Source organism: Dysosmobacter sp., assembly GCF_052306735.1.
In the GTDB taxonomy this organism is placed as follows: Bacteria; Bacillota; Clostridia; order Oscillospirales; family Oscillospiraceae; genus Oscillibacter.
In genome coordinates this window covers 1-23,811 of record NZ_DAWBAJ010000005.1, presented here as the reverse complement: position 1 = coordinate 23,811, position 23,811 = coordinate 1, and the positions used below count along the sequence as shown (strand labels likewise).

The window sequence follows — 23,811 nt, the reverse complement described above, 5'->3', positions numbered from 1 at the left end:
TCACTCCTTGCCCATGTCCCGGATGGCGTCCAACAGCTGATCCTGGAAAGAACTCCGCTCCAGAGTTCCCTTCCCCAGTGTTTTCCACACCACGCCGTCCCGGAGGATCACCACCCGGTCGCAGAAGGAGGCGGCAAAGGAGTCGTGGGTCACCATGAAGATGGTGGCCTCCAGGGCGGACTTGGCCTGCTGGAAGGAGCGAATCACCGCCCGGGCGGACTTGGAGTCCAGGTTGCCGGTGGGCTCGTCGGCCAGGATCAGCAGGGGGTGGTTGATGAGGGCCCGGGCCACGGCGCAGCGCTGCTTTTCACCGCCGGAGATCTCCGCAGGATACTTGTTCCGGATGGCAGAGATGCCGAACACGTCACACAGCTGGTCCGCCCGGGCCTCCGTCATGGCGGAGACGGACCCGCCGATGATGGCCGGCAGCAAAATGTTTTCCCGAACCGTCAGCCCGTCCAGAAGCAGGAAGTCCTGGAACACAAACCCCAGCTTGCGGTTGCGGACGGCGGCTAGGGCTTTCTCGTCCAGCCTGGCCAGCTCCGTGCCGCCCAGCAGGATGCTGCCGGAGTCTGAGGGAATGTAGCAGGAGATGCAGTTCAAAAGTGTGGTCTTGCCGGACCCGGAGGGGCCCATCACCGCCACGAACTCTCCCTTCCCCACCTCCAGGGAAACGCCCTTGAGCACTTCGTAGGTGGTTTTGCCCACCTGATAGGATTTATGCAGGTCTTTTACGGTCAGCATAGTTGTCATTCCTTTCTGGATTCACATGAGATTCCGCACCAGGGCGATGAGGGCCAGATGGGCGGGATAGAAGATGTAGAAGAACCACTTGTTGATCTTCAGCCGGGGCCCTCCTGGGGGAGCGACGGCGGGGTGGTAAGAACGCTCCATATCCTGGAGTGGGGACTGGTGATGGTGTTGGTCATGTTGTTACCCTCCTTGTTGATACCAGGGTACCGCGGCAGAATGGCTGCCGCAAACGGAGGTGTCACTTCCGGTGGCCGGGCTGACAAATTTGGAAAAACGTACTGCCCGGATGTCATAAACAACGGCTTTGATGTCAAGTTTGGTTTGGAGAAACCGGATGTCCGTGGTAGAATAGCCCCAACAGCGGGAGGATCCTCCCGCAAAAAAGCCCCGCCTTTGGGCGGGACTGCGGAAACGGAGGAAAGAGGATGCTGCGCATCGGCATCTGTGACGATGTATACGACGCCAGGCTGGTGCTCCGATCCGCCCTGGAACGGGCGTTGGAGAACCGGCGAAGTGCGGGGGCGTTTTTTGAATTCTCCTCCGGCGAGGGGCTCCTCAAATGGCTGGAGCACCACGCCGGGGAACTGGATCTGGTGTTTCTGGATATGGAGATGGGAGAACTGGACGGCTTGGAGACTGCCCGGCGGCTGCGTTCCGCCGATCCGGGGCTCCAGCTGGTGTTTGTCACCGGATACGCAGACCGGGTCTTTGACGGATACAGTGTGGGCGTGTTGGGGTATCTTCTCAAACCGCCTAAGGGGGAGCAGCTGGAGGAGATCCTGGAGCGGGCCCAGGCGGCCTTGTACCGTGATCTGGACCGCGCCTATATCTGCCGCAGCGGCGACACCTATTACCGTATCCCCATCAGCAACATCCGGTACTTCGTCTCCGACCGGCGGCAGGTGAAGTGTGTCACCCCCGGGCGGGAGTATACCTTCTATGGAAAGCTGGACGCTGTGGCGGAGGAGGTGGGCGGCGGCTTTGTCCGCCTCCACCAGCGGTATCTGGTCCGGGCGGCGGCAGTGGAACGGGTGGAGGGCAGCGAGGCAGTGCTGGCCGACGGTACCCGGCTGCCCATCAGCCGCTCCTGCCTCTCCGTCGCCCTGCTGGCCCTGACCCGGGCGGAGCTGGAGGGATAGGCCATGGGGGAGCGGTTCCTGGAATTTCTGCGGTATCTGCTGTGGGGCGGGCTCTGGTATGTTTTGACCCTGTTCAACGGATATGTCCTCTACCGGTTGTCGGCGCCCTTCCTTTTCGTGAGAAAGAAATGGTGGTGGCGGGCCCTTCTGCTGCTTCTGTTAGCAGGCAGCAGCGGCATGGTGATCTGGGTGGGGGACCCCAATCTGCTCTACACCCTGCCGGTCTTCCTGGCGGTGTTCTTCCTGTGCACCCGGGGCGACCGGGTGGGCAGGCTCACCATGTGCCTGATTGTTTTCTGCCTGGTGATGTCGGTGTGCGCCCTGCTGGATACCTACCTGGGAAATCTGGACAACTATGGCGTCCTGACCCGGCTGGCCCGGCCCATGGTGTTTGGGGGACTGTACCTCCTTCTGCGCCGCCGTCTGCCGCCGGAGCCGGTGAACCTTTCACCCCGGCTTTGGAGGCTGATGCTGGGCCTTTCCATCATGCCCTTTTGTGCTTTGGCGGCAGTGGTACTGCAGACATACACGAAGTATGATTCCCCGGCGGCGTATGCCCAGGCCATGAACCTGGGGCTGGTGGTGCTGCCCTTTGTGCTGCTGACCTCCGTCATGCTGCTGCGGGCGGTGCTGGTGCTCTCGGATCATGAGAGGTTGGAGCAGTCCAGCCGCCTGGCGTCCCTGCGGGAAGTCTACTATCAGGGATTGCGGCAGCAGGAGCAGCAGGTGCGGACGCTGCGTCATGATCTGCGCAATCATCTGACGGTAGTACAGGGAAGATTGGAGCAGGGGGACACGGCCGGGGCCCTCTCTTATCTGGAGGAGCTCACAGGCTATCAGGCCCTGCAGGGTGTCCGGCGGATCTGCGGCAACGACACTGCCAATGCTGTCCTGACCGCTAAGGCGGAGGCTATGCGCCAGGCGGGCCTCACCCCGGACTTTGCCGTATCCCTGCCGGAAACCCTGCCGCTCTCGGACACGGATCTGTGCGCACTGCTGGGCAACGCGCTGGATAATGCCATGGAGGCGGCAGTGCAGGCGGAAGACAAGACCGTCACCGTCCGGTGCAGGATCCAGAAGGGGCTCTTCATGCTGCGGGTGGAAAATGCCCTGGCTGGATCCGTACCAGCGGATCTGAGCACCACCAAGGCGGACAAGACCGCCCATGGCCTGGGGCTTCCCGGCATGCGGGAGGTGGCTTTCCGCTATGGCGGTACCTTGGAAGCGGACGCTGCTTCCGGGCGGTTTGAACTGCTGGTCTGTATTCCGGTCTAGGAGAGAAAGGGACGGCTTCCGTTCTGCCGCCGCGGATGCGTCGAGGGCGGATTCTCCCTCCAAAGCGCATCTGCAGCAGACCGATTCTGTTATCCCCGGCGGCCCGGGGGCAGGCTCCGCTGTCATTCCGGAGAGGCCGCGTCTGGGGAGGCGCGGAATACGGCTTCCGGGACAGCTGCTCGCGTATATCCTGGTGCGCGGTATTTGTGAAGACGAGGTGGAGCTGGACGTGCTGCTCCGGAAATATTCCGGTATCATCGGGTCCAAAGCTGCATAGGATGGCAAGAGCCAAGGCTCAATACAGCAAAAAGAAGAACAACTTACTATGGGTATGCCTGTGATTACCGCCAGTTCCACGACCAGAGATCAGGCGATCACTGATCTCATTCAGTCGGTGGCTTTGGAGGAGACCGCCCTGTCTCACATCCTCAATGCAGAGGGTGAAAAAATCCAGAAGATGGTGGCGCTTCCCGACGTGACGCCGGAAGTGCTGCTGGCTACCAATAAATCTGTGGAGTCTATGGTCAATGCGGTGTCCCGGCTGGAAATGATTCTCCAGTCCAAACTGTCCAATTTCGACGGCTGCCTGTGTCAGCCTGCTTCCCCCCAGGGATAATGAACGACCGGGCGGGGTCTCCCACAGGAGACCCCGCCTTTTTTCACGGCTTCGTCAATGCCGCATAATATGAGTTCGGAGCAGTTTCGACTGGCTCCCCCCTGGAAACAATCCGTCCAGGCTGGTGTAATTCCTACAGGAGGATTGACTATGGCAATCAATTTGGGCCTTGCCAATGATTATAATGTATTTGTTTTCGGGAATCTGACCATGGGCAATACCGATGCGGAGGGCCGAGTGGCTGTGGGGGGGCAATGCCACCTTGAGCAACTACGGCGTCGGCGCCGGTATCATCCCGCTGCCTCCAGTCAATACCGATCCGTCCTTTGTGGTAGGCGGAGACGTCAACGTCACCGCAGGTTCCAACGCCGGCGGCAATACGGTGGTAAATCCCGCCAGCAATGTGATCAGCTATACCATGGGAAACCCCAACGGCCAGTTTATCGTGGGATCTCCCATTGACTTTGCGGCGGCGGAGCAGTATCTGAAATGTGCCTCCGCTTTTTGGAGCACGCTGGTGCCCAACGGCACTGGTGAAGTGATCTATGGACAGCTGAATCTGACTGGTACCGATGAGATCCTGAATGTCTTTACCATGGACAGCGGCAACCTCTATGGTACCGGCATCTCCCTGGCACAGCTCAACGGCATCAATATCATTGCGCCGCTGGGGTCTACCATCCTCATCAACGTGGAGGGCTCTGCCATTGCGTACGGCAGTTATCAGATCTTCCGCAACGGAACGGGTGCTACCCGGGAAAATGCACGGCGGATCCTGTGGAATTTCCCCCAGGCTCTGACCTGGTCAAACAGCACCACCGCCATTTACGGTTCCGTGTTGGCTCCCTTTGCTGCGGCCAACACCACATTCAGCCAGATCAACGGCAATATCATCTTTGACAGTTATACGGGCAATGCCGAAAGCCACAATGAGCTGTTCATTGGAGAGCTGCCGGAGGCCATGGGCTGTCTGCTGACCACATCGACCACCAGCACTACCAGCACTACCACATCCACCACATCGACCACCAGTACCACCACCAGCACTACGACGACCACCAGCACCACGACAACGACCACCAGCAGTTCCACCACCAGCTCCACCACGACCACTACGACGACTACAACAACGACCACCACCACATCCACCACGACGACTTCTACCACCACCACCCAGGCCCCGGTGCCCCGCAGCCAGGCCATTACGGATCTGCTCACCTCTGTTGCTCTGCAGCAGGCAGCTCTCTCGCACATCCTCAATGCCGAGGGGGAAAAGGTTCAAAAGATCCTCTCCTTTGACCGACTGCCTGTGGAGACCATCCTGCAAACCAACCGGTCTGTGGAGTCCATGGTCAACACCGTTTCCAACCTGGAAATGATCCTCGCCGATAAGATTGCACTCTTTAAGGCGTGCATTTGCGACGAGCAAGAACCATAAGACGGGAGGAGCGCGGCGGGATCCCGCCGCGCTCCCTGCTTGAAGATCAGGAGAGTGAGGGGGAACTGATATGAAGGTTGCCATTTTGACGATGTTTTCCGGCCTGTCCACCACGTATTCCTTGGTGAATGTGGTGGCGGATCAGATCAGGATGCTGCTGGAAGCCCAGGTGGAGCTGAAAATCCTGGTGTGTGAGACTTGCCCGGATGAGGAGCGCTGGGGCGTTTTCCTGGATCCGCGACTGGAGTGGGTGAAGATCACCAATACCTGTAACGGAATGCCGATTGTGTGGCATGACTACTCTGCCCCTGCTGGGACTGTGCATGCGGGGTTTTATGAGGAAGCAGAGCAGATTGCCGGGGATTATGTCCGGCATCTTCAGGATGTAGATGTGTGTATCATGCACGACATTCTCTATCAGGGTTGGCATCTGGTTCACAATGTGGCCATTCGCAAGGCGCAGAAGTCCTTGCCCCAAGTGCGGTTCCTGGCCTTTACCCACTCTCTGCCGGCAAACCGTCCGCAGAAGCTGGAAGAGCCCTTTTCCGCCCGGTTTACGCCCATGCCCAACACCCGTTTTGTCTATCCCACCTACTCGGGGATCGAGGCTCTGGCCCGGCAGTATGACGTGCCCCAGGGCAACTGTGCGGTGGTGTATAACAGCTTGCCGCTGCTGGAAACTCTGAGTCAGGACGTACAGCGGGTGGCAGAGAGTGTGGATCTGCTGAGCGCGGATCTCCTGGTGGTCTATCCCGGACGGCTTACCCCCGGCAAGCGGTTTGACAAGGTGGCCGCGTTGGCGGGAGCCATTGAGCATAAAACGGAGCAGTGCACCAAAGTCGTATTCTGCGACTTCCCCTGTGCGGATATACCCAGCAATATCTACAAGAGGACCATTCGAATGGAAGGACGCAAGTTCGGACTGGAGGAGGGGGATCTGGTGTTTACCTCCGATCTGGGGTATGAGCAGGGGTTCCCCCGGCAGGGCGTGTTTGATTTGTTCGGACTTTCCAACCTGTTTTTGTGCCCCTCTTACTCCGAGTCCTTTGGATTGACGGTGCTGGAGGCTGCCAGCCGGGGAAATTTTCTGGTGCTCAATGAGGCGGTCCCTGCTCTGAAGGAACTGGGAGACCGGTTGGGCGCTTATTTCATGCGGTGGGACGGGCGGAATTTCGGCTATGATACACATGAGAAGTATGTCCCGTCGGAACAGGCTTACTATGAAGAACACGGAGAGGCTATCGTGAACCTGATGCGGGAAGATCGCAGCCTGTGGGCCAAGACCCGGACGCGTACCCGGTATAACGGAACATGGATCTGCCGAAACCAGCTGATGCCCCTGCTGACGGGGTGGGCGTGATCTGGGAAAGAGCAGAGCAGCAGGATCTCCTGTGCCGCTGTTCTGCTGCCTGTGTCCCGGGATAACGGGAGCCCTTTGACCAAATGGCTCATGCGGCGTCAGACGGGGAAAACGCAGGGGGAAGCGGAGCCGGGGCTGATCCCGGCGTTGTGCGCCTGGGTGCCGCAGCTTCCGCTGCGCTTGACAGGCTTGGTTTATTTATGATAGACTAAAAACAGAAAGAGGGTCTATAATAAATAGACCAAAAGGAGGTCCCTATGGACGATACGAAGCTGGGTGTTATCGAAAGCCGGTTCGCGGATCTGATCTGGGCGCACGAGCCCCTGACCTCCGGAGAGCTGGTGAAGCTGTGTCAGGAGGAGCTGACGTGGAAAAAATCCACCACATACACCGTGCTGAAAAAGCTCTGTGACCGGGGACTGTTCCGCAATGACGGCGGCACCGTCACTGCTGCGGTTTCCCGGGAGGAATTCCACGCCAGGCAGAGTAAGCGCTTTGTGGAGGAGACCTTTGACGGCTCTCTGCCGGCGTTTCTAGCGGCCTTCACCAGCCGGAAAAAACTGACCCGGGAGGAGATCCGCCAGCTGCAGAAGCTGATCGATGAGAGCAGGGAGGGGTGAGCTATGGGAAATTTCATCTCCTATGAATGTCTGCCTGTCATCCTGAACATGAGCCTCACCGCCGGTGTCGTGATCCTCTTCGTGCTGCTGATGCGCCTGCTTTTGCGGAAGGCACCGAAAATCCTCTCCTATGCGCTGTGGTTGGTGGTACTGTTCCGGCTGCTGTGTCCGGTGTCGCTGACGGCAGAATTCTCCCTGCTGCAGGTGGTGGATCCGCCCCTGGAAGCCGTCACCGACCACACCAGCGCGGTGTCTTACGTGCCCCGGGACGTGGTTCACAATCCCACACCCGCGGTGGAACTGCCGCTTTCCGGGGTGGGCGAGGCCATCACCGGTGCCCTGCCCCAGGGAGAGGAGCAGACGGTGGCTGACCCCCTGGAGGCCCCTATGGCCATTGCCACGATCGTTTGGTTAATGGGTGTGGCTGCGCTGGCAGGTTACGGCGTGGTGTCCCTGATCCGGCTGCGCCGCCGTCTGGTGGGAGCGGTGCCTTTGGAGAAGCAGGTGTATCTGGCTGACCATATCGATACCCCCTTTGTGCTGGGACTGGTGCGGGCCAAAATCTATCTGCCCTCCGCCTTGCCGGAACGGGAGCGGGGGTACATCCTGCTCCATGAGCGCCATCACATCCGGCGGCTGGATCATGTGGTGAAGCTGGTGGCATTTCTGGCCCTTTGCATCCACTGGTTCAATCCTCTGGTGTGGCTGGCCTTTACGCTGCTGGGCAAGGATATGGAGATGAGCTGTGACGAGGCGGTGATGAAGAAGCTGGGGGAGGATGTCCGGGCAGACTACTCCGCGTCCCTTCTGAGCCTTTCCACTGGGCGGCGGATCATTGCCGGGGCGCCCCTGGCCTTCGGCGAGGGGGATCCCCGGGACCGAGTAAAAAACGTGCTGGCCTGGCGGCGGCCCCGGTTGTGGGCGGTGCTGGCGGGCGGGGCAGCCTGCGCGGCAGTCATTGCCGCCTGCGCCATAAACCCCACAGGCCATCCGGACAATGACCGGACTGGGCAGTACGCCAGCATGGAGGACTATGCCCAGGCCCGCGTCCAGGAGATTCTGGATGGCAACAGCATCACCTATGCCATTGCCGGTGAGGACGGTGCATACACCCACCAGACCGTCACGGACACGGTGGAGGATGCCCGGGGGAAGGTGACGTTTCTGGGGTCGCTGGAGGGTATGGCACCGGAGGGCAGGCTGGAGGCGTGGGAATTTTCCTGGGAGGTCAAGCCCACCAATGCCCAAAATCATGAAATCTTTATCGCCGGCGGCGGAGGCGTGACGGAGGACGGATTCTGTAACTTCGACCAGACTGATCTGCTGGTGGTGCTCTGCCGTAGCGACAACGGCCGCTACGAAATCCTCTGGAAGAAAACCGCCCCGGAACACACGGACTTCTACGGCTACCACAACAGCTGTGAGGAGGCCCTCTACGACTGGTATGTGGCGGAATATGGCCTGGATCTGCCCCTCTACGTGGAGGACTGGATCGACCGGGTGGAGGTTCCGGAGGGAGGGAGCCTGGGGAATTTCCCGGTCCACCGTTTTGACGGGGACGGCTGGTACCTCTATATTCCCGTGTCGGCCTGGGGGCGCGCCGTGACAGAAGATCCGGAAAACCAGTGGCAGTGGGTTTCCGGTTACGGAACCGGTTCCACGCTGATGGTAGAGCGGTTGGACACGGCTCTGACCGATCAGCAGTCCGCTCTGGAGAACCAAGGCTTCGTTGCGGAAGACGGTACAAAACTGACGTGGAGGTATCCCGACGGGAACATCCGCGTCCGGCTCTACGAGACTGACGGCGGCTGCCTGCGGGTGACCACCGACTATGACTCCGGACGCATCACAGATTACCCCTACATTGCCATGGAGCCCCGGACGCTGGAACTGATGGCGGAGAGCTTCGCTCTGGACGACCGTATCGGTGCGGATGTCAAGCCCCGGCTGACTCTGGAGGACGTACAGGATCTGGTTGGGAGAAAAGGGGAGGAGCTGTCTTGGGCGGACTTTGAAGCCTATGACTGCATCGAGACCGGTTCCGGGCTCTATATCCGGATCTATCCCATTGACGAGACCTTCTCCCTCAGCATCGGCGGCGCCGGTCCGAAGGAGGAGCCCATGTACATCTACCTGACTACAGAGGAGGATCGTATCGACATCCGCCGGGAGAACGTGCGGGCCTTTATCCACAGAGCTCAGGCGATCCGGAACGGCGCGGAGCTGCTGAGCGACCAGGAGGTGGCCTGGTTCAACGAATACCTGGAACCCATTGTACTGGACGAACAGGAAAACCCCATCGGGGTCAATCCCGTCAGCTGCTTTTTGACCTCCTACTATGATGACGTGACACAGCTGGATTTCGAGGAATTCATGCGCTACTTCCCGGGGGACGGCAGCAAGACCGGCGAGACGGAGTTCCAGGCCCTCAGGAAGGAGGAGAACTGGCCCTTTTCGGAGGTAGAATCCCTGGATGACATGCCGGTCCCCGTCCATAAGTACCCCCGTCGGCAGGTGGATTTGATCCTGAAGGAGTATGCCGGAATCACCACAGAGGATCTGGATACCTCCGCCGTGGCCTATCTGTCGGAGTATGATGCCTATTACAATTACACCTCGGATTTCGGCCCCGGGATGTTTAACTGTACCTGGGGATACCGGGAGGGCGATCTGCTGTGGCTCTATAACGAGGAGTCCCCTTCCGGAACGGATGTGCTGACGCTGCGGAAGGTGGGTGACAAAACGTATCACGTTGTCTCTCATCAGAGCATGGGGGAGGAGTAACGGGATCAGGAGCAGGTGCGGCCGCTTCCGCACCCATGGGATCCCGGAAAAATTGCCCAGCGGGCCCGGAAGGGGAGAAAGCCTCCCATTTCGGGCCTGCCGCTTTTTCCGGCCTTACAGATCCAATGGGATGAGAGGGTGATGTATTGGGGACTGTGACCTTGGATAGGAGACGACGGTCAGCGGTGGGGGTATGATAGCCCAAGTGCCTGTGATCTCCGCTTTGCCTGTACGTTTTTGACGGGACAGCCGTTTTACCGGCACTGTGTACGCAAATTTTTCGCCGTGGGATGGTGAAACTCCTGTTTGTGTGATATGATAAAAAACTACAAGAAAAGAAATACGGTGCCGCTCTGGATCTCTCAAGGAACAGCACGATCACAAGAAAGCTCAGGTGTCGTACAATGCAAGCAAATGTGAGTTCCACCCGGGAGGATGTGTTTGCAAAGCTTCCCATCCCCACTGCCCTGCGGAAAATGATCGTTCCGGCGATCTCCAGCCAGCTGATTGTCCTGATCTACAACATGGCGGATACCTTTTTCGTGGGGCAGACCGACAACCCCTATATGGTAGCGGGTACTTCTTTGATCCTGCCGGTATTCAACATCACCCTCTGCCTGGCCGGACTGGCAGGGATCGGCGGCGGTTCTCTGATATCCCGCCTGCTGGGCCAGGGGGAGGAGGCGGAGGCCCGGCGGGTCAGTGCCTTCTCGCTGTACCTGGGGCTCACCATTGCAGCTCTGTTTGCGGCGGGCATCGGAATTTTCATGGAGCCTGTGCTGGGGATTCTTGGCGCCGGGGAAAATACCTATGAATACGCAAGGCAGTACGCTTTGTGCGTCATCATCACCGGAGGGATTCCCACGGTGCTCTCCAACGTGCTGGCCAACCTGATCCGCAGCGTCGGCCGTTCTAAGGAGGCCAGTGCCGGCATTATCCTGGGAGGACTTTTGAACATTGCCCTGGATCCGCTGTTTATGTTTGTTCTCCTGCCGGACGGCCATGAGGTGTTGGGAGCCGGGCTTGCCACTTGTCTTTCCAACTGCACGGCCCTTCTCTTTTTCGTAGTGGTGCTGATGCGGATGGGCCGGGGCTCCGTGGTCACGTTTTCCCCCAAGGGGGGCCTGCCCCGGCGGGACAGCGTTCTGGCGGTCTTTGGGGTGGGAATCCCCTCCGCCATTGCCACCTTCCTCTTTGATCTGGACTATGTGATCATCGACAAGCTGATGGTGTCCTATGACGATCTGGCTCTGGCCGCTGTGGGCATCGTGCTGAAAGTGGAGCGCTTCCCCCTGAATGTGGGCATTGGAATCTGCCAGGGCATGATGCCCCTGATCGCCTACAATTACTCCGCCGGAAACAAACAGCGGATGGAGGATACCATCCGCCTGGCCCGGCGGCTGGGGCTGACCATCGCAGCGATCAGCATTGCCCTGTATGAGCTGTTTGCCGTTCAGTTCGCGCATCTGTTCATTGAGAATCCCCAGACGGTGGAACTGGCATCCCAGTTTTTGCGCATCCGGGTGCTGGCCACGCCGCTGATGTTTTTGAGCTTTTTCACCGTCTATATGTTCCAAGCTTTCGGAAAGGGCCGGATCTCCCTGTTTCTGGGTGTGACCCGGTGGCTGGTGTTCAATATCCCCATGCTGCTTTTCCTGAATGCCGTATTTGGGATGTTCGGGATCGTCTGGTCTCAGGTGACGGCGGACACGCTGACGGTGCTTTTGTCGTTTTATGTGTACTGGAAGTACCGCCCTGTCATGGGAGATGCCCCCAAACGTGCGTGAGGGCGTGCAGCGCCTTCCCTCCCTGACCGGTACCGTCTTGGAGAGGCATGACCGGGACTGCAAAAAGCGCACCGGAGAGGTGACCCTCTTCGGTGCGCTTTTTATTCTGGTTTTGTCCGGGTGATCGCTCTGATGGGAGCAGCTTCGGCGTTGGGAGAGAAGGTGCAAATCTGCGGGACAAGGCTTCGGTTCCGGCCCCGGGCAGGGAGAGGCACCCACGTAAAAAAGACGCGGCCAGATCTGGCCGCGTCTTTTTTGTTTAGGGGAAATGGGATCAGAGAGCCCGCTCCATCCGCCAAACGATGGCGGAGATCTGACCGCGGGTCAGGGTGTTATAGGGCTTGTAGGTGCTGGTGCCGTTGGAGAAGTATCCCTCCACGATGCCAGCGGCATTGAGCGCCTGGACATAGGGATCGGAAGTGTCGGTGAAGGGTTTGACACTGGAGAGCCCGCTGGTGCTCAGCTTCATGGCCTTGGCGGCGATCTGCGCCACAGCAAGACGGGTGATGGGAGTGTCCAGGTTGATGGAGCCGGACACCAGGCCGTCCTTCTGCGCCCGGGACAGGTAGCCGCTGAAGGGATGGCTGCCGGTCTGGGCCTGGGCGGGATAGCCGGCGGCCAGCATGATGAGCTTGAGGGCTTGGCCGTAGGTAACGGTATTGTTGGGACGGAAGGTGCCGTCGGTATAGCCGTCGATGACCTTGGCGTCAGAGAGCTCCGTTACATACTTGTAGCACCAGGTGGAAGAGGTCATGTCCGTAAACTGCCGGATGCTGCTGACCACGCCCAGGCAGAACTTGCCTGCGCCGATGGCGGTTCCGTTGCTGGAGTATGCCACGTAGGGGATCTCCACGGAGCCGGTATAGCCGGTAGCAGGGACAAAGCGCAGCTGAGAAATGCTGCTGGTGCCGGAGGTATAGGTGTACAGCGTGGAAGTATCAGCTCTGGTGAGAGAGGTGCCGCTGGCGTATACCGTGCCGACATTGGAAGCAGGCAGAGACAGCAGCTGGATGCTGGCCATGGAGGATCCGGTGGAGACCACGACGGAGGCATAGATGGAGCTGCTGGGGAAGTTCACGGAATTGCCCTTGGGTGTTACGCCGTAGACCTCAGAGATCAGGGTGGGAGTCACGCTGATGAGAATGGTGCCCTTCACAGAGGTGGAGCCGCTGCCGTAAGCGGTGAAGGGAACGGTGACACAGTAGTTGGTGCCGCCGGGGATGTAGGTCAGCTCCGAGAGGGAATACTGGCTGGTGGAAGTGGGGCTGAAGTACAGAAGCTGGCTGCCGCAGTTGGAAGCGGTGAGCCTGAGCTGGGTGGTGCCGTACTTGCTGGCGGAGTAGTAATTGTAGTACAGGCTGCCCAGGGAGGGAACGCCGTCCAGCTTCACATACTGGAGCTGATAGTTGGGATAGGCGGCAGAGTAGAACCGGGCAATGTCGTTGGCGTTGATCTGCACGGCCTTGCCGGTGGTGGTGGTGTAGAGAATATTGGCCTTCAGGGAGCTGGTGCTGGAGCTGGAGCCGGTGGGTTCGATCCGCACCGTGCCGTCCACATAGCGGGTATTGGAGTAGTAGGCCCGGAAGGACAGGGTAACAGCCTCGTCAAAATTCCGTCCGGCCACGAAGCTCAGATCCCGGAGGGCATAGTCGCCGTAGTCGCTGTCGGAGTAATAGAACTTATAGTTGCTCAGCTTGCTGCGGGAGAAGGAGGTCTCGCCGGAGTAACCATAGTCATAATACAGCGTGCCGTCGGCAGAGGTGTAGTTGCTGTCGGCTTCAAAGACCACATAGCGGATGGAATAGTCATCATATTCCTCCTGGAAGAAATCGTTGAAGTCGGAGCGGTCGAAATAGACCTCATCGTTGGGATCCACCTGATAGGTGATGTCGGCTTTGCCGGAACTGGAACTGGAGCCGGAGGCCTTGATGACCAGGGTGCCGTCCACATAGCGGCTGCTGGAGTAATAGGCCCGGAAATCGATGGAGAGATCTTCGTCGAAGTCATCCCCGGCCACGAAGCTCAGATCATCCAGATCGTAGTCGCCGTAATCACTGTCGGAATAATAGAACTCATAGTTGCCCAACCGGCTGCGGGAGAAAGAGGTCTCGTTGCGCCCGTCATAGTCATAGTAAATGGCGCCGTCGGCAGAGGAGTAGTCGCTGTCGGGATCGAAGACCACATAGCGGAGTTCGTAGTTGTCGTATTCCTCCTGGAAGAAGTCGTTGAAATCATCGCTGTCAAAATAGACTTCATCGCCGGCATCCACTTCATAGGTAATGTCGCCCCGGCTGGAACTGGAACTTCTGCCGGAGGGCTTGATGACCAGGGTGCCGTCCACATAGCGGCTGTTGGAGTAATAGGCCCGGAAGTCGATGGAGAGCTCCTCGTCGAAATCGTTCCCGGCCACGAAGCTCAGATCCCGAAGGGGATAGTCGCCGTAGTCGCTGTCAGAGTAATAGAACTCATAATTGCCCAGCCGGCTGCGGGAGAACGAGGCCTCGTCAGAGTAGCCGTAGTCATAATAGATAGCGCCGTCGGCGGAGGAATAATCGCTGTCGGGGTCAAAGACCACGTAGCGGAGGGTGTAATCGTCGTATTCCTCCTGGAAGACGTCGTTGAAATCAGAGCGGTCAAAGGTCACCTCGTCACCGGCATCCACCTCATAGACGATCTCACCCCGGGAGGAAGAGGAGGAGTGGGTCTCTGTGGATTCGATGACCACTTTGCCCTCCACCCGTTCCTCTTTTTCGTCATAGGCCCGGAATTCGATTTCAAAGGTATCGGTAAAATCATCCCAGGCTTCGAAGCTCAGATCGTCGATGGGATAGTCGTAGTCATCCTCATCATCGACTCTGTCAGAATAGAACTGGGCGTCATTGATGTCATCCACATCGCTGACGCGGTCGGAATCAATGCAGAGGTAACCGTCCACATCGTTGTAATCGCCGCTGGAGACATCGAATTCTACATATTGCACATAAGAGCTGGAAAAGAACTGGTCAAAATCTTCCCAGTCAAAATAGACCTCGTCGCCGGGATCCACTTCATAGGTAATGGTGGTACCGGAGGCCTGGAAGGTCTGCACAGCGCTCATGGTGCGGGCGTCCTCACCGGCTTGTGAGTCCGCGGCCGCTGCGGCTGGTACCGTGCTGCCCAGCAGAAGCAGGGTCATGACAAAGGCCGGTAACCGTTTCCTGAAGAAATTTTTCCTTTTCATAAGCAGGTTCCTCCATACAACACGACTGTGAATCTATGAAAGCGTATTCTTTCATACCTGTACCATACCTGAAAGCTAAAGAAAAATCATGAATAAATTATGAACATGCTGCCAGATACATCCAAGTGCATGTGTTAAAATTCTGTGAATATTAAACTGCGGCACTTGCAACATGACAACTTGTCGTTTATGATGTGCGACAGGTTGTCACATCAGAATGCGCGCCGCGGCGTTTTTTTCTTGACTTTCTACCGGCTGGAAGGTGTAGAATCCAGCTGGCAATGAGGAAACTGCGGCCGCAATTTCGTATAGGGAGGGTGAGGCAGATGCCCAGTGCGACTTTTCTCAATCTTGCGCAGGAAAAGCAGGAAAAGCTGCTGGAGGCGGCTACCCGGGAGTTTTCCAGCCGGCCGTACAACGAGGCGTCCATCAATCAGATCATCAAGGATGCGGGGATCCCCCGCGGCAGTTTCTACATGTACTTTCAGGATAAGGAAGATCTGTTCCGCTATCTGATGTCCGGATATCTGGATCAGCTGATGCTGGTCATTGAGGAGTGCCTGATGCGGGCGAAAGGGGATATCTTCCGGGCGCTGTTGGATCTCTTTGATTACATCCAGCTGCGGGGATCCCAGTGCCAGCTGGGAGAGATGGGCGCCATGGCGGCCATTATCGGATGCAACCACGGCCTGCAGAAGACTTCGGTGATGGGGCTGCTGGATCCGGAGGCTGTTTTGTCCCGACTCAGCGGCCTGGTGGATCCGGAGCTGCTGGATCTGCGGCGGGACCGGGATCTGCGGGACATGTTGTCAGCCTTGCTGGTGATGACGGGTCCGCTGATTTACTCGGCGCTGCAAAACAACAACGCTCCGGAGATCCGGGCACATCTGGAGAATCTGCTGGATATTTTCCGGCGGGGCATGGCCCGGGACAAAGGGGCGGAAGGCTCCCTGGGGAAGCCGGCAGAAGCATAAGGAAGAACATGGTATATTACGCAGATGCGTGTGGGAGGTAATTTATGAACGAAGTACTGATGCAGGAGACGAAGACGGAAGATCCGGCGGTTACGGAGCAGGAGGAAGCACCCCGGAAGAAGCGCTTTCACCTGCCCAAGGGCAAAAAGGGCCGCAAGTGGATGAAGATCCTGGTGGTTTTGGTAGTGGTGGCGGCTGTGGTGGTAGGCTGCGTGGCACAGACCCGCAAGAGCGTCAACTCCCAGCTGGGAAGCAGCTATCTGGTGGACACCGTCCAGAGGCGGGACCTGACGGTGGCTGTCTCCGGTACAGCTACCCTGGAGCCGGCGGACTCCTATAACGTCACCACCCTGGTTTCCGGGGAGATTCTCAGCGCTCCTTTTGAGGAGGGCGATCATGTGGAAAAGGACACCCTGCTTTACACCCTGGACAACAGCGACGCCCAGAACTCCATGGACCGGGCCAATATCTCCGTGGAGCAGGCTCAGCTGAACTATCAGCAGGCTCTGGAGATGCGCAGCCCCACGGTGCCTATCTCCGGCGTAATCAGTGAAGTTTATGTCCACAACGGTGATACCGTCAGCTCCGGCACGGCCCTGGCTAAAGTGGTGTCCAGTACGGAACTGACCATTGATTTCATGTTCCCCTATACTGCCGCCGATACCTTTTACATTGGGCAGCCCGCCTCCGTCTTTGTGGGGGATTTCGAGGGCTCTGTGGCCGGGACGGTGGTATCCATTTCGGACACGCAGGTGGTCACCAGCAACGGTATGCAGGCATCCTCCGTCCGGGTGAAGCTGACGAATCCCGGCGTGGTCTCCGATTCTTTCACCGCCTCTGCCTCCATCGGCGGCTATGCCAGCTACGGAAATGCCAGTGTCCATATGAGCGGCGTGGAGACGGTGTACGCCACCGGCTCCGGTACGGTCACCGGATTTGAAAAGCTGGCAGGCAGCAACGTCACCAAGGGCGAGGTGCTCTGCACGGTGGATTCCGAGTCCATTCGGGATCAGATCCAAAACGCCAAGCTGAACCTGGAGACGGCGCAGCTGTCCTCCCAGACTGCCGCGGATACGGTAGACGATTACAACATCAAATCCCCTATCTCCGGTGAGGTCATCGAAAAGAATTTCAAGGCCGGAGATAAGGTGGAGGGCGTCAGCTCCGGCAACCTGGCTGTCATCTACGATTTGTCCTATCTGAAGCTGGAGATGAACGTCCACGAGCTGGATATCGGCAAGGTGGAGGTGGGCCAGAAGGTCCGCATCACCTCCAACGCCCGGGAGGGCGAGGAGTACATCGGCGTGGTGGATAAGATCAGCATCAACGGCACCACTGCCAACGGCGCTACCAACTACCCCGTCACCATTGTCATTGAGGACTACGGCGATCTGCTGCCGGGCATGAACGTCTCCGCCCAGATCATCGGTGAGGAGGTGCCCGACGTGCTGACGGTGCCTGTGGAGGCAGTGGATCGGGACGGCACCGTGCTGGTGCCCGGCCCCGGTGCCATGAGCGAGGACGGCACCACGGTGGCGGACCCCAGCAAGATCGAAAAGCGGGAGGTCACAGTGGGCCGCAATGATGACCAGTACATCGAAGTCACCGACGGCCTGTCCGAGGGGGATACCATCCTGATCTTGAATCAGGCGTCGACTCTGATGCAGACCATGATGGGAGGCTGATCCCATGGGCCATCTCATCGAGTTGAAAGACGTCTATAAGATCTACCAGATGGGTGACGAGACGGTCCATGCCCTGGACGGCGTCAGCCTGACAGTGGATCAGGGGGAGTTCGTGGCCATCGTGGGCTCCTCCGGCTCCGGCAAATCCACCGCCATGAACATCATCGGCTGCCTGGATGTGCCCACCTCCGGAAGCTACCACCTGGGGGGCATCGACGTTTCTACCATGGACGATGACCAGCAGGCGGAGATCCGCAACAAGATGCTGGGCTTCATCTTCCAGCAGTATAACCTGATCCCCAAGCTGACGGTGCAGGAGAATGTGGAGCTCCCCCTGCTGTATGCGGGGGAGGGAGCCGATGAGCGCCGGAAGCGGGCCATCCAGTCTCTGGAGCGGGTGGGCCTGGCGGATAAGCGCCGGAACCTGCCCAGCCAGCTCTCCGGCGGCCAGCAGCAGCGGGTGTCCATTGCCCGGGCTTTGGCGGGCAAGCCCTCGGTGATTCTGGCGGATGAGCCCACCGGCGCCCTGGATTCCCGCACCGGCCGGGAAGTGCTGAACTTTCTGCAGCAGCTCAACCGGGAGGGGGACACGGTGGTCCTCATCACCCACGACAACTCCATTGCCGTGAAAGCCCGGCGCATTGTACGCCTCCAGGACGGCCACATTATTTACGACGGCGACGCCTCGGATCCCCGGGCAGTGGTTCAGCCCCACGAGGACGATGAGGCGGGGGAGGTGATGGCATGAGCTTTACGCAGTCTTTCAAGCTGGCCTTGAAGTCTCTGCGCACCAGCAAGATGCGGGCCCTTTTGACCATGCTTGGCATCATCATCGGCGTGGGCGCTGTCATCGTCATCCTGTCTCTGGGCAACGGCATGCAGAACATGATGAACGAGCAGTTTGAGAAGCTGGGATCCAACCTTTTGCAGGTTCAGGTGTGGAGACCGGAGGACGGCAGCACCCGCAATGTGGAGCCGGAGGATCTCTACGCCCTGGCGGAGCGTTATCCCCAGTATCTTTCCGGCGTCTCCCCCTACGTGTCGGCCATGACCTCCGTCAGCTCCGGCACCCTGGAATTTGACCATACCTCCGTGTACGGCGTCAGCGAGGACTTTTTTGACGACGAGCGGATGCAGACCATGAGCGGCGGATCCCTGGCCCAGGGGCGCTTCCTCAGCTATGTGGATGTCTCCCGTTACCAGAATGTCTGCGTGGTGGGCTCCTATATCGCCCAGGAGGCCTTCCGGGGCGACGCCCTGGACAAGACCCTCACCGTGGGCGGCGTCTCCTACCGGATCGTGGGCGTGCTGGAAAAGCAGGCGGACAACACCTCCGGCAGCGGAGACGACCAGGTCTATATCCCCTATACCAACGCCCGGCTTCTGAGCGCCGGTTCCTCGATGGACATGTACATGATGACCAGCACCAGCAAGGATACCTCCACTGCTGCCAAGGGCATCGTGGAGCGGCTGCTGTATGACACCTATCTGTCCTCGGACTATTACATGGTCATCACATCTGCCGAAATGATGGACGTGATGAACACCATGATGAACACCATGATGATCGTCCTGGTGGCCATCGCCGCCATTTCCCTGGTGGTGGGCGGCATCGGCATCATGAACATCATGCTGGTGTCCGTTACGGAGCGGACCCGGGAGATCGGCATCCGCAAATCCCTGGGGGCCAAGCAAAAGGATATCCGGGGCCAGTTCATTATCGAGGCCGGCACCACCTCTGCCATCGGCGGTGTGCTGGGTATCGTCTTCGGCCTTGTACTGGCCACTGTGGCGGGCACCCTGGTCAACGGCCTCATGGCCTCTTCCAGCATGTCCACCGGCGGTACTGCCGCCACTTTCACGGCCACCCCCACCCTGGGGTCCATCGCCGTGAGTTTCGGCGTGTCCGTGGCCATCGGCATCCTCTTCGGGTACCTGCCTGCCAACAAGGCAGCCCGGTTGAATCCCATCGACGCTCTGCGCTACGAATAAGAATCCCGATCTCTTAAGGAGAGAAAAGAGCCTGCAGCCATCTGCAGGCTCTTTTTCGCAGGTTTGCCTGCTGCATCCGACGGGCAACGGATCGTTGCGTGACAAAGATTTGCCGGTATGCTATCATAGATCCAATCTGGAAGGAGGGAAAACCCATGGTGGGACGTAATCTCAAGCGGCTGCGCCAGCGCTCGGGACTGACCCAGGATGATCTGGCGGAGCGGCTCCACGTCACCCGGCAGGCGGTGTCTGCCTGGGAGACCGGGAAGAATCAGCCGGATGCAGAGACCCTGACTGCACTGGCAGAGGCCCTGGGCACCGACATCCGGGAGCTGATCTACGGCCCGGGCGCGGTGGAGGAGGGCTATGCCCGGTTCCAGCGGCGGTATGTGGTGTGCACGGTGCTCTGTGCCGTGGTGGTACTTGCCTGGCTGGTGATGGAGGTGACCCTGGAGCCGTATCTCTACCGCCTGCGCATGGAGACCTTTACGGTTCTTCCAGGATTGGTATACCTGCTGGTGGTGCCGCCCCTGGGAGTTCTGGCGGCAGGCTGCCTGATTCCCGCTTTTGCGTCGCTGTGGGCGGACATCCGGGTGCGCAGCGTCCGGGCCCGGCGGGTGCTGCTGGTGCTGGGGCTGCTGGCACTGCTCTATTATATAGTATGGGCAGCGGCCTATTCCGGGTTGCTTCCTCGGATCCTCAATCAATGGAGGCCATGGTGGCTGTGGGTTATGAAGTTGGCTACCGTTGGAAATGATCTGCTTCGCTATAGTTCTATGGCTGTTTCCGGCTGTACATTGTTCCTGTCATTGAACCGATAAAAAGTCCCCCCTGGCCTCCGGGCCAGGGGGTGTCACGTCAGGAGAGCTTCAGGTCCCCCTCCTTGATCCAGCCGATGCGCCGGAAGAACAGGCCAAAGGCCCAGGTGAGGACAGCGGGGAGGATGAAGCACAAAAGAGCCATGGCCAGCCAGTCCATGCCGGTGATGGCGGCTTTGGCGCCGGTGGCCACATCGTTGACCCAGCCGGTGTAGACGCCGATGGGGCCCACCATGCCGCAGGTGCCCATACCGCTGGCCACGCCGGAGGCGGGATCGTTCATCTCAAAGTGGAACACGCAGGTGGCAAGCGGTCCGGTGATGGCGGAGGTGAGGATGGCCGGCAGCCAGATCCGGGGGTTCTTCACGATGTTGCCCATCTGCAGCATGGAGGTGCCCAGCCCCTGACTCACCAGACCGCCCCAGCGGTTTTCCCGGAAGCTCATCACGGCAAAGCCCACCATATTGGCGCAGCATCCCGCCACGGCGGCGCCGCCTGCAAGGCCGGTCAGGCCGATGGCGGCGCAGATGGCGGCAGAGGAGATGGGCAGCGTCAGGGCGATGCCGATGACCACGGAGACCAGAATGCCCATCCAGAAGGGCTGGAGCACCGTGGCCCACTTGACGAAGTCGCCGACGGCACTGGCGGCGGTACCGATAGCCGGTGCCCACCAGGCGGAGAGAGCCACGCCCACCAGGATGGTCACCAGGGGCGTCACCAGGATGTCGATCTTGGTCTCCTTGCTGACGGCCTTGCCCAGCTCCGCAGCGATGATGGCAATGAACAGGACTGCCAGAGGGCCGCCGGCGCCGCTGCCGCCGGAGAGGGTGGTGGAGCCCAGGGCGTTGGCGGCATAGCCCACCGTTACCAGGGAGAAGAGCACCATGGGCGGCGCCTGGAGGGCGTAGCCGATGGCCACGGCCATGGCCGCGCCGGACATGGCGGAGGCGTAGCCGCCTACGGTTACGAGGAACGCGATCCCCAGCTGATCCCCCAGGGTGTCCAGAATCGTGCCGATGAGCAGCGAGCAAAAAAGTCCCTGGGCCATGGCGCCCAGGGCGTCGATGCCATACCGCTTGCCGGAGATGACGATGTTTTTACGTTTCAGAAAAGCTTTGAAATTTTCCATGGGAAGCACCTGTTTCTCTCTCAAAAATAAATGTGGTATACAGGTGTCTTGACACCTGTATACCACATCATACTCACGATTTGTCCATCTGTCAAGGCCCAGATGAAGCTCAGCCCTCCAAGAGGACGCCCATTTCCCGCAGAGCTGCCTGCACCCGGTCAAAGGCGGCCTGATCCGGACAGGCAAGGGTGTGGAGGTGGATGCCCTCCGTCAAAAGGGAGAGGGGCTGGGCGTCGGAGGCAGCGCAGCGGTGGAGAAACTGCTGAACATCGTAGCGGCTGGACAGCTGCAGCGACCCGGTGAGCTGTCCGTATACCGGGTGCTCCACGATGACGTCCAAAACCGTGCAGCCCTGATCCACCACGGCGTTGAGTTCCGCCTCCATCCCGCCGGGGCCGTGCTGGCAGGCCACCCGCCGCACAAGTCCCGGGGTCTCTCCCAGAATCACATATCCCCGAGGCGTGGCAGAGATATTGGCGCCCGACGCCCGCAGCAGGGCGATGTCTCCCACGATGATCTGGCGGCTGACGGAAAACTGCCCCGCCAGGGTGGCCGCGCTGACGGGCCCGCCGGCCCCGTGGAGAATCTCCAGAATTTTTGCCCGCCGCTCTTCTGCGCGCATGATACCGCCTCCCGTAATCTGTCTTGACAGGAGTATACCACAGCGGATCCTCCGCTGCAAATAAAAAGGAGAGCGCTTTTGCGCTCTCCTTTTTCGGCGGTTTTCCGGGGAAACGAGACGGTCAGCCGCCCAGATATGCTTTCTTGATGGCGGGGCTTGCCAGCAGCTCCGCGCCGGTGCCGGTGGTGACGATCTTGCCGGTCTCCAGCACATAGCCCCGGTCCGCCACGGACAGCGCCGCCTGGGCGTTCTGTTCCACCAGCAAAATGGTGGTGCCCGCCTTGTGGAGGCTGCGGATGATCTCAAAGATCTGCTCCACCAGAATGGGCGCCAGGCCCATGGAGGGTTCATCCAGCATCAGCAGCTTGGGGTTGGACATCAGGGCCCGGCCCATAGCCAGCATCTGCTGCTCGCCGCCGGAGAGGGTGCCGGCGATCTGACGGCGGCGCTCCTTCAGACGGGGGAACTGGTCATAGACCCGCTCCAGGCCCGGGGCGATGGTGGCGTTGGGCTGGGTATAGGCGCCCATCTCCAGGTTCTCCTCCACCGTCATCTGCAAAAAGACGCGGCGGCCCTCCGGCACCTGGGCCAGGCCCCGGGAGACGATCTTGAAAGCGGGAACGCCCATGAGGTTCTCGTTCAGGAATTCGATGGAGCCGGTCCGGGAGTGGAGCAGGCCGGAGATGGTCTGCAGCGTGGTGGATTTGCCGGCGCCGTTGGCGCCGATCAGGGTGACGACCTCTCCGGGATTTACCTCGAAAGAGACGCCCTTGATGGCGTGTATGGCGCCGTAGTAGACGTTGATGTCGCTGACTTTCAGAATCGGTTCCATGGTCACGCCTCCTTCTGTTTACCGAGATATGCCTCAATGACGGCGGGGTTGGATTGAATCTCTTCGGCGGTGCCCTTGGCGATGACCTGCCCGAAGTTCAGGACGCAGATGCCCTCGCAGATGCTCATGACCAACTTCATGTCGTGCTCGATCAGCATGACGGCGATCTGGAACGTGTCCCGGATCTTGACGATATTCTCCATCAGCTCCGCCGTCTCAGAGGGATTCATGCCCGCGGCGGGCTCATCCAGCAATAGAAGAGAGGGATTGGTGGCCAGGGCCCGGACAATCTCCAGCCGGCGCTGGGCGCCGTAGGGAAGGGAACCGGCCTGATGGTCCGCCAAGTCCGCCATCCCGAAGAGGGACAGCAGTTCCAGTGCCCGCTCATGAGCGGCCTTTTCCCGGCTCCAGTACCAGGGCAGGCGCAGAACGCCGGTGATGGCGGAGTAGCGCTCCTGATTGTGGAGACCGATCTTCACATTGTCCTCCACGGAGAGGTTGTTGAACAGGCGGATGTTCTGGAAGGTCCGGGCAATGCCCATGCGGTTGATCTGAGCTGTGGTCTTGCCGGAGGTATCCAGTCCATCCAGCAGGATGGTGCCCCGGGTGGGCTGATAGACCTTGGTCAGCAGGTTGAAGATGGTGGTTTTGCCGGCGCCGTTGGGGCCGATGAGGCCGGCGATCTCCGTCCGGCCGATGGTGAGGTTGAAGTCATTCACCGCCCGCAGGCCGCCGAAGTCGATGCCCAGGTGGCTGCACTCCAGAAT

At 59.5% G+C, this 23,811-nt stretch carries 20 protein-coding genes and 1 pseudogene; 14 read left to right on the top strand and 7 right to left on the bottom strand.

The annotated features are described in order from the left end of the window. Both ACT67G_RS02420 and ACT67G_RS02415 read right to left on the bottom strand, forming a co-directional pair. Window positions 1-744, bottom strand: coding sequence for an ABC transporter ATP-binding protein (locus tag ACT67G_RS02420; RefSeq protein WP_443662867.1), 744 nt, complete (start codon window positions 742-744; stop codon window positions 1-3). A gap of 21 nt (window positions 745-765) precedes the next feature. Next, window positions 766-894: a hypothetical protein gene (locus ACT67G_RS02415; RefSeq protein WP_443662866.1), complete on the bottom strand. Its 129-nt coding sequence runs from the start codon at window positions 892-894 to the stop codon at window positions 766-768. 284 nt (window positions 895-1,178) lie between these two features. On the opposite strand from ACT67G_RS02415, the gene ACT67G_RS02410 reads away from it, so the two are divergent. The 9 genes and pseudogenes from ACT67G_RS02410 to ACT67G_RS02370 all read left to right on the top strand — a co-directional run bounded on the left by ACT67G_RS02410 (window position 1,179) and on the right by ACT67G_RS02370 (window position 11,772). Then, on the top strand, window positions 1,179-1,892 hold the full coding sequence (locus ACT67G_RS02410; protein ID WP_443662865.1) for a LytR/AlgR family response regulator transcription factor: 714 nt from the start codon (window positions 1,179-1,181) through the stop codon (window positions 1,890-1,892). A 3-nt stretch (window positions 1,893-1,895) separates the two neighbouring features. Next, on the top strand, window positions 1,896-3,167 hold the full coding sequence (locus ACT67G_RS02405) for a sensor histidine kinase (RefSeq protein WP_443662864.1): 1,272 nt from the start codon (window positions 1,896-1,898) through the stop codon (window positions 3,165-3,167). A 325-nt stretch (window positions 3,168-3,492) separates the two neighbouring features. Beyond that, window positions 3,493-3,783 carry a hypothetical protein gene (locus tag ACT67G_RS02400; RefSeq protein ID WP_443662863.1) on the top strand — a complete coding sequence of 97 codons (291 nt, stop codon included), beginning with the start codon at window positions 3,493-3,495 and terminating at the stop codon, window positions 3,781-3,783. A gap of 57 nt (window positions 3,784-3,840) precedes the next feature. Next, window positions 3,841-4,011 (top strand): annotated as a pseudogene (locus ACT67G_RS02395) (hypothetical protein); the annotation flags it as partial. 34 nt (window positions 4,012-4,045) lie between these two features. Further along, a complete protein-coding gene (locus ACT67G_RS02390; protein ID WP_443662862.1) occupies window positions 4,046-5,221 on the top strand; it encodes a choice-of-anchor A family protein in 1,176 nt (391 codons plus the stop codon). 70 nt (window positions 5,222-5,291) lie between these two features. After that, entirely contained in the window at window positions 5,292-6,581 is a 1,290-nt protein-coding gene (locus ACT67G_RS02385; protein ID WP_326215224.1) for a glycosyltransferase, read from the top strand. A gap of 257 nt (window positions 6,582-6,838) precedes the next feature. Then, entirely contained in the window at window positions 6,839-7,201 is a 363-nt protein-coding gene (locus ACT67G_RS02380) for a BlaI/MecI/CopY family transcriptional regulator (RefSeq protein ID WP_443662861.1), read from the top strand. Window positions 7,202-7,204: 3 nt separating this feature from the next. Further along, on the top strand, window positions 7,205-9,985 hold the full coding sequence (locus ACT67G_RS02375; RefSeq protein ID WP_443662860.1) for a M56 family metallopeptidase: 2,781 nt from the start codon (window positions 7,205-7,207) through the stop codon (window positions 9,983-9,985). Between the two features lie 404 nt (window positions 9,986-10,389). Further along, window positions 10,390-11,772 carry an MATE family efflux transporter gene (locus ACT67G_RS02370; RefSeq protein WP_443662859.1) on the top strand — a complete coding sequence of 461 codons (1,383 nt, stop codon included), beginning with the start codon at window positions 10,390-10,392 and terminating at the stop codon, window positions 11,770-11,772. A 274-nt stretch (window positions 11,773-12,046) separates the two neighbouring features. Here ACT67G_RS02370 and ACT67G_RS02365 read toward each other — a convergent pair whose 3' ends face one another. Continuing rightward, window positions 12,047-14,992, bottom strand: coding sequence for an S-layer homology domain-containing protein (locus ACT67G_RS02365; protein WP_443662858.1), 2,946 nt, complete (start codon window positions 14,990-14,992; stop codon window positions 12,047-12,049). A 326-nt stretch (window positions 14,993-15,318) separates the two neighbouring features. On the opposite strand from ACT67G_RS02365, the gene ACT67G_RS02360 reads away from it, so the two are divergent. From ACT67G_RS02360 to ACT67G_RS02340, 5 genes are all read left to right on the top strand, one after another. Continuing rightward, on the top strand, window positions 15,319-15,966 hold the full coding sequence (locus ACT67G_RS02360) for a TetR/AcrR family transcriptional regulator (RefSeq protein WP_443662857.1): 648 nt from the start codon (window positions 15,319-15,321) through the stop codon (window positions 15,964-15,966). A gap of 44 nt (window positions 15,967-16,010) precedes the next feature. Beyond that, window positions 16,011-17,651 carry an HlyD family efflux transporter periplasmic adaptor subunit gene (locus ACT67G_RS02355; RefSeq protein ID WP_443662856.1) on the top strand — a complete coding sequence of 547 codons (1,641 nt, stop codon included), beginning with the start codon at window positions 16,011-16,013 and terminating at the stop codon, window positions 17,649-17,651. A 4-nt stretch (window positions 17,652-17,655) separates the two neighbouring features. Beyond that, window positions 17,656-18,399 (top strand): ABC transporter ATP-binding protein, encoded by a 744-nt coding sequence (locus ACT67G_RS02350; RefSeq protein WP_443662855.1) that lies wholly within the window; start codon window positions 17,656-17,658, stop codon window positions 18,397-18,399. Further along, window positions 18,396-19,643 (top strand): ABC transporter permease, encoded by a 1,248-nt coding sequence (locus ACT67G_RS02345; protein ID WP_325247922.1) that lies wholly within the window; start codon window positions 18,396-18,398, stop codon window positions 19,641-19,643. Before ACT67G_RS02350 ends, ACT67G_RS02345 begins: the two co-directional genes overlap by 4 nt. 155 nt (window positions 19,644-19,798) lie before the next feature. Continuing rightward, complete coding sequence (locus tag ACT67G_RS02340; RefSeq protein WP_443662854.1) at window positions 19,799-20,464, top strand: helix-turn-helix domain-containing protein; 666 nt, start codon at window positions 19,799-19,801, stop codon at window positions 20,462-20,464. Between the two features lie 37 nt (window positions 20,465-20,501). On the opposite strand, the gene ACT67G_RS02335 is transcribed toward ACT67G_RS02340, so the two are convergent. From ACT67G_RS02335 to ACT67G_RS02320, 4 genes are all read right to left on the bottom strand, one after another. After that, complete coding sequence (locus ACT67G_RS02335; protein WP_326215251.1) at window positions 20,502-21,590, bottom strand: PTS transporter subunit IIC; 1,089 nt, start codon at window positions 21,588-21,590, stop codon at window positions 20,502-20,504. A 109-nt stretch (window positions 21,591-21,699) separates the two neighbouring features. After that, the gene (locus ACT67G_RS02330) at window positions 21,700-22,212 is read right to left on the bottom strand and encodes a transcription repressor NadR (RefSeq protein WP_326215252.1); all 513 of its coding nucleotides are present in this window, start codon (window positions 22,210-22,212) and stop codon (window positions 21,700-21,702) included. A gap of 121 nt (window positions 22,213-22,333) precedes the next feature. Then, complete coding sequence (locus tag ACT67G_RS02325; RefSeq protein WP_443662910.1) at window positions 22,334-23,035, bottom strand: ABC transporter ATP-binding protein; 702 nt, start codon at window positions 23,033-23,035, stop codon at window positions 22,334-22,336. An 11-nt stretch (window positions 23,036-23,046) separates the two neighbouring features. Continuing rightward, on the bottom strand, window positions 23,047-23,811 hold a 765-nt coding region (locus tag ACT67G_RS02320), incomplete at its 5' end, for an ABC transporter ATP-binding protein (RefSeq protein ID WP_443662853.1).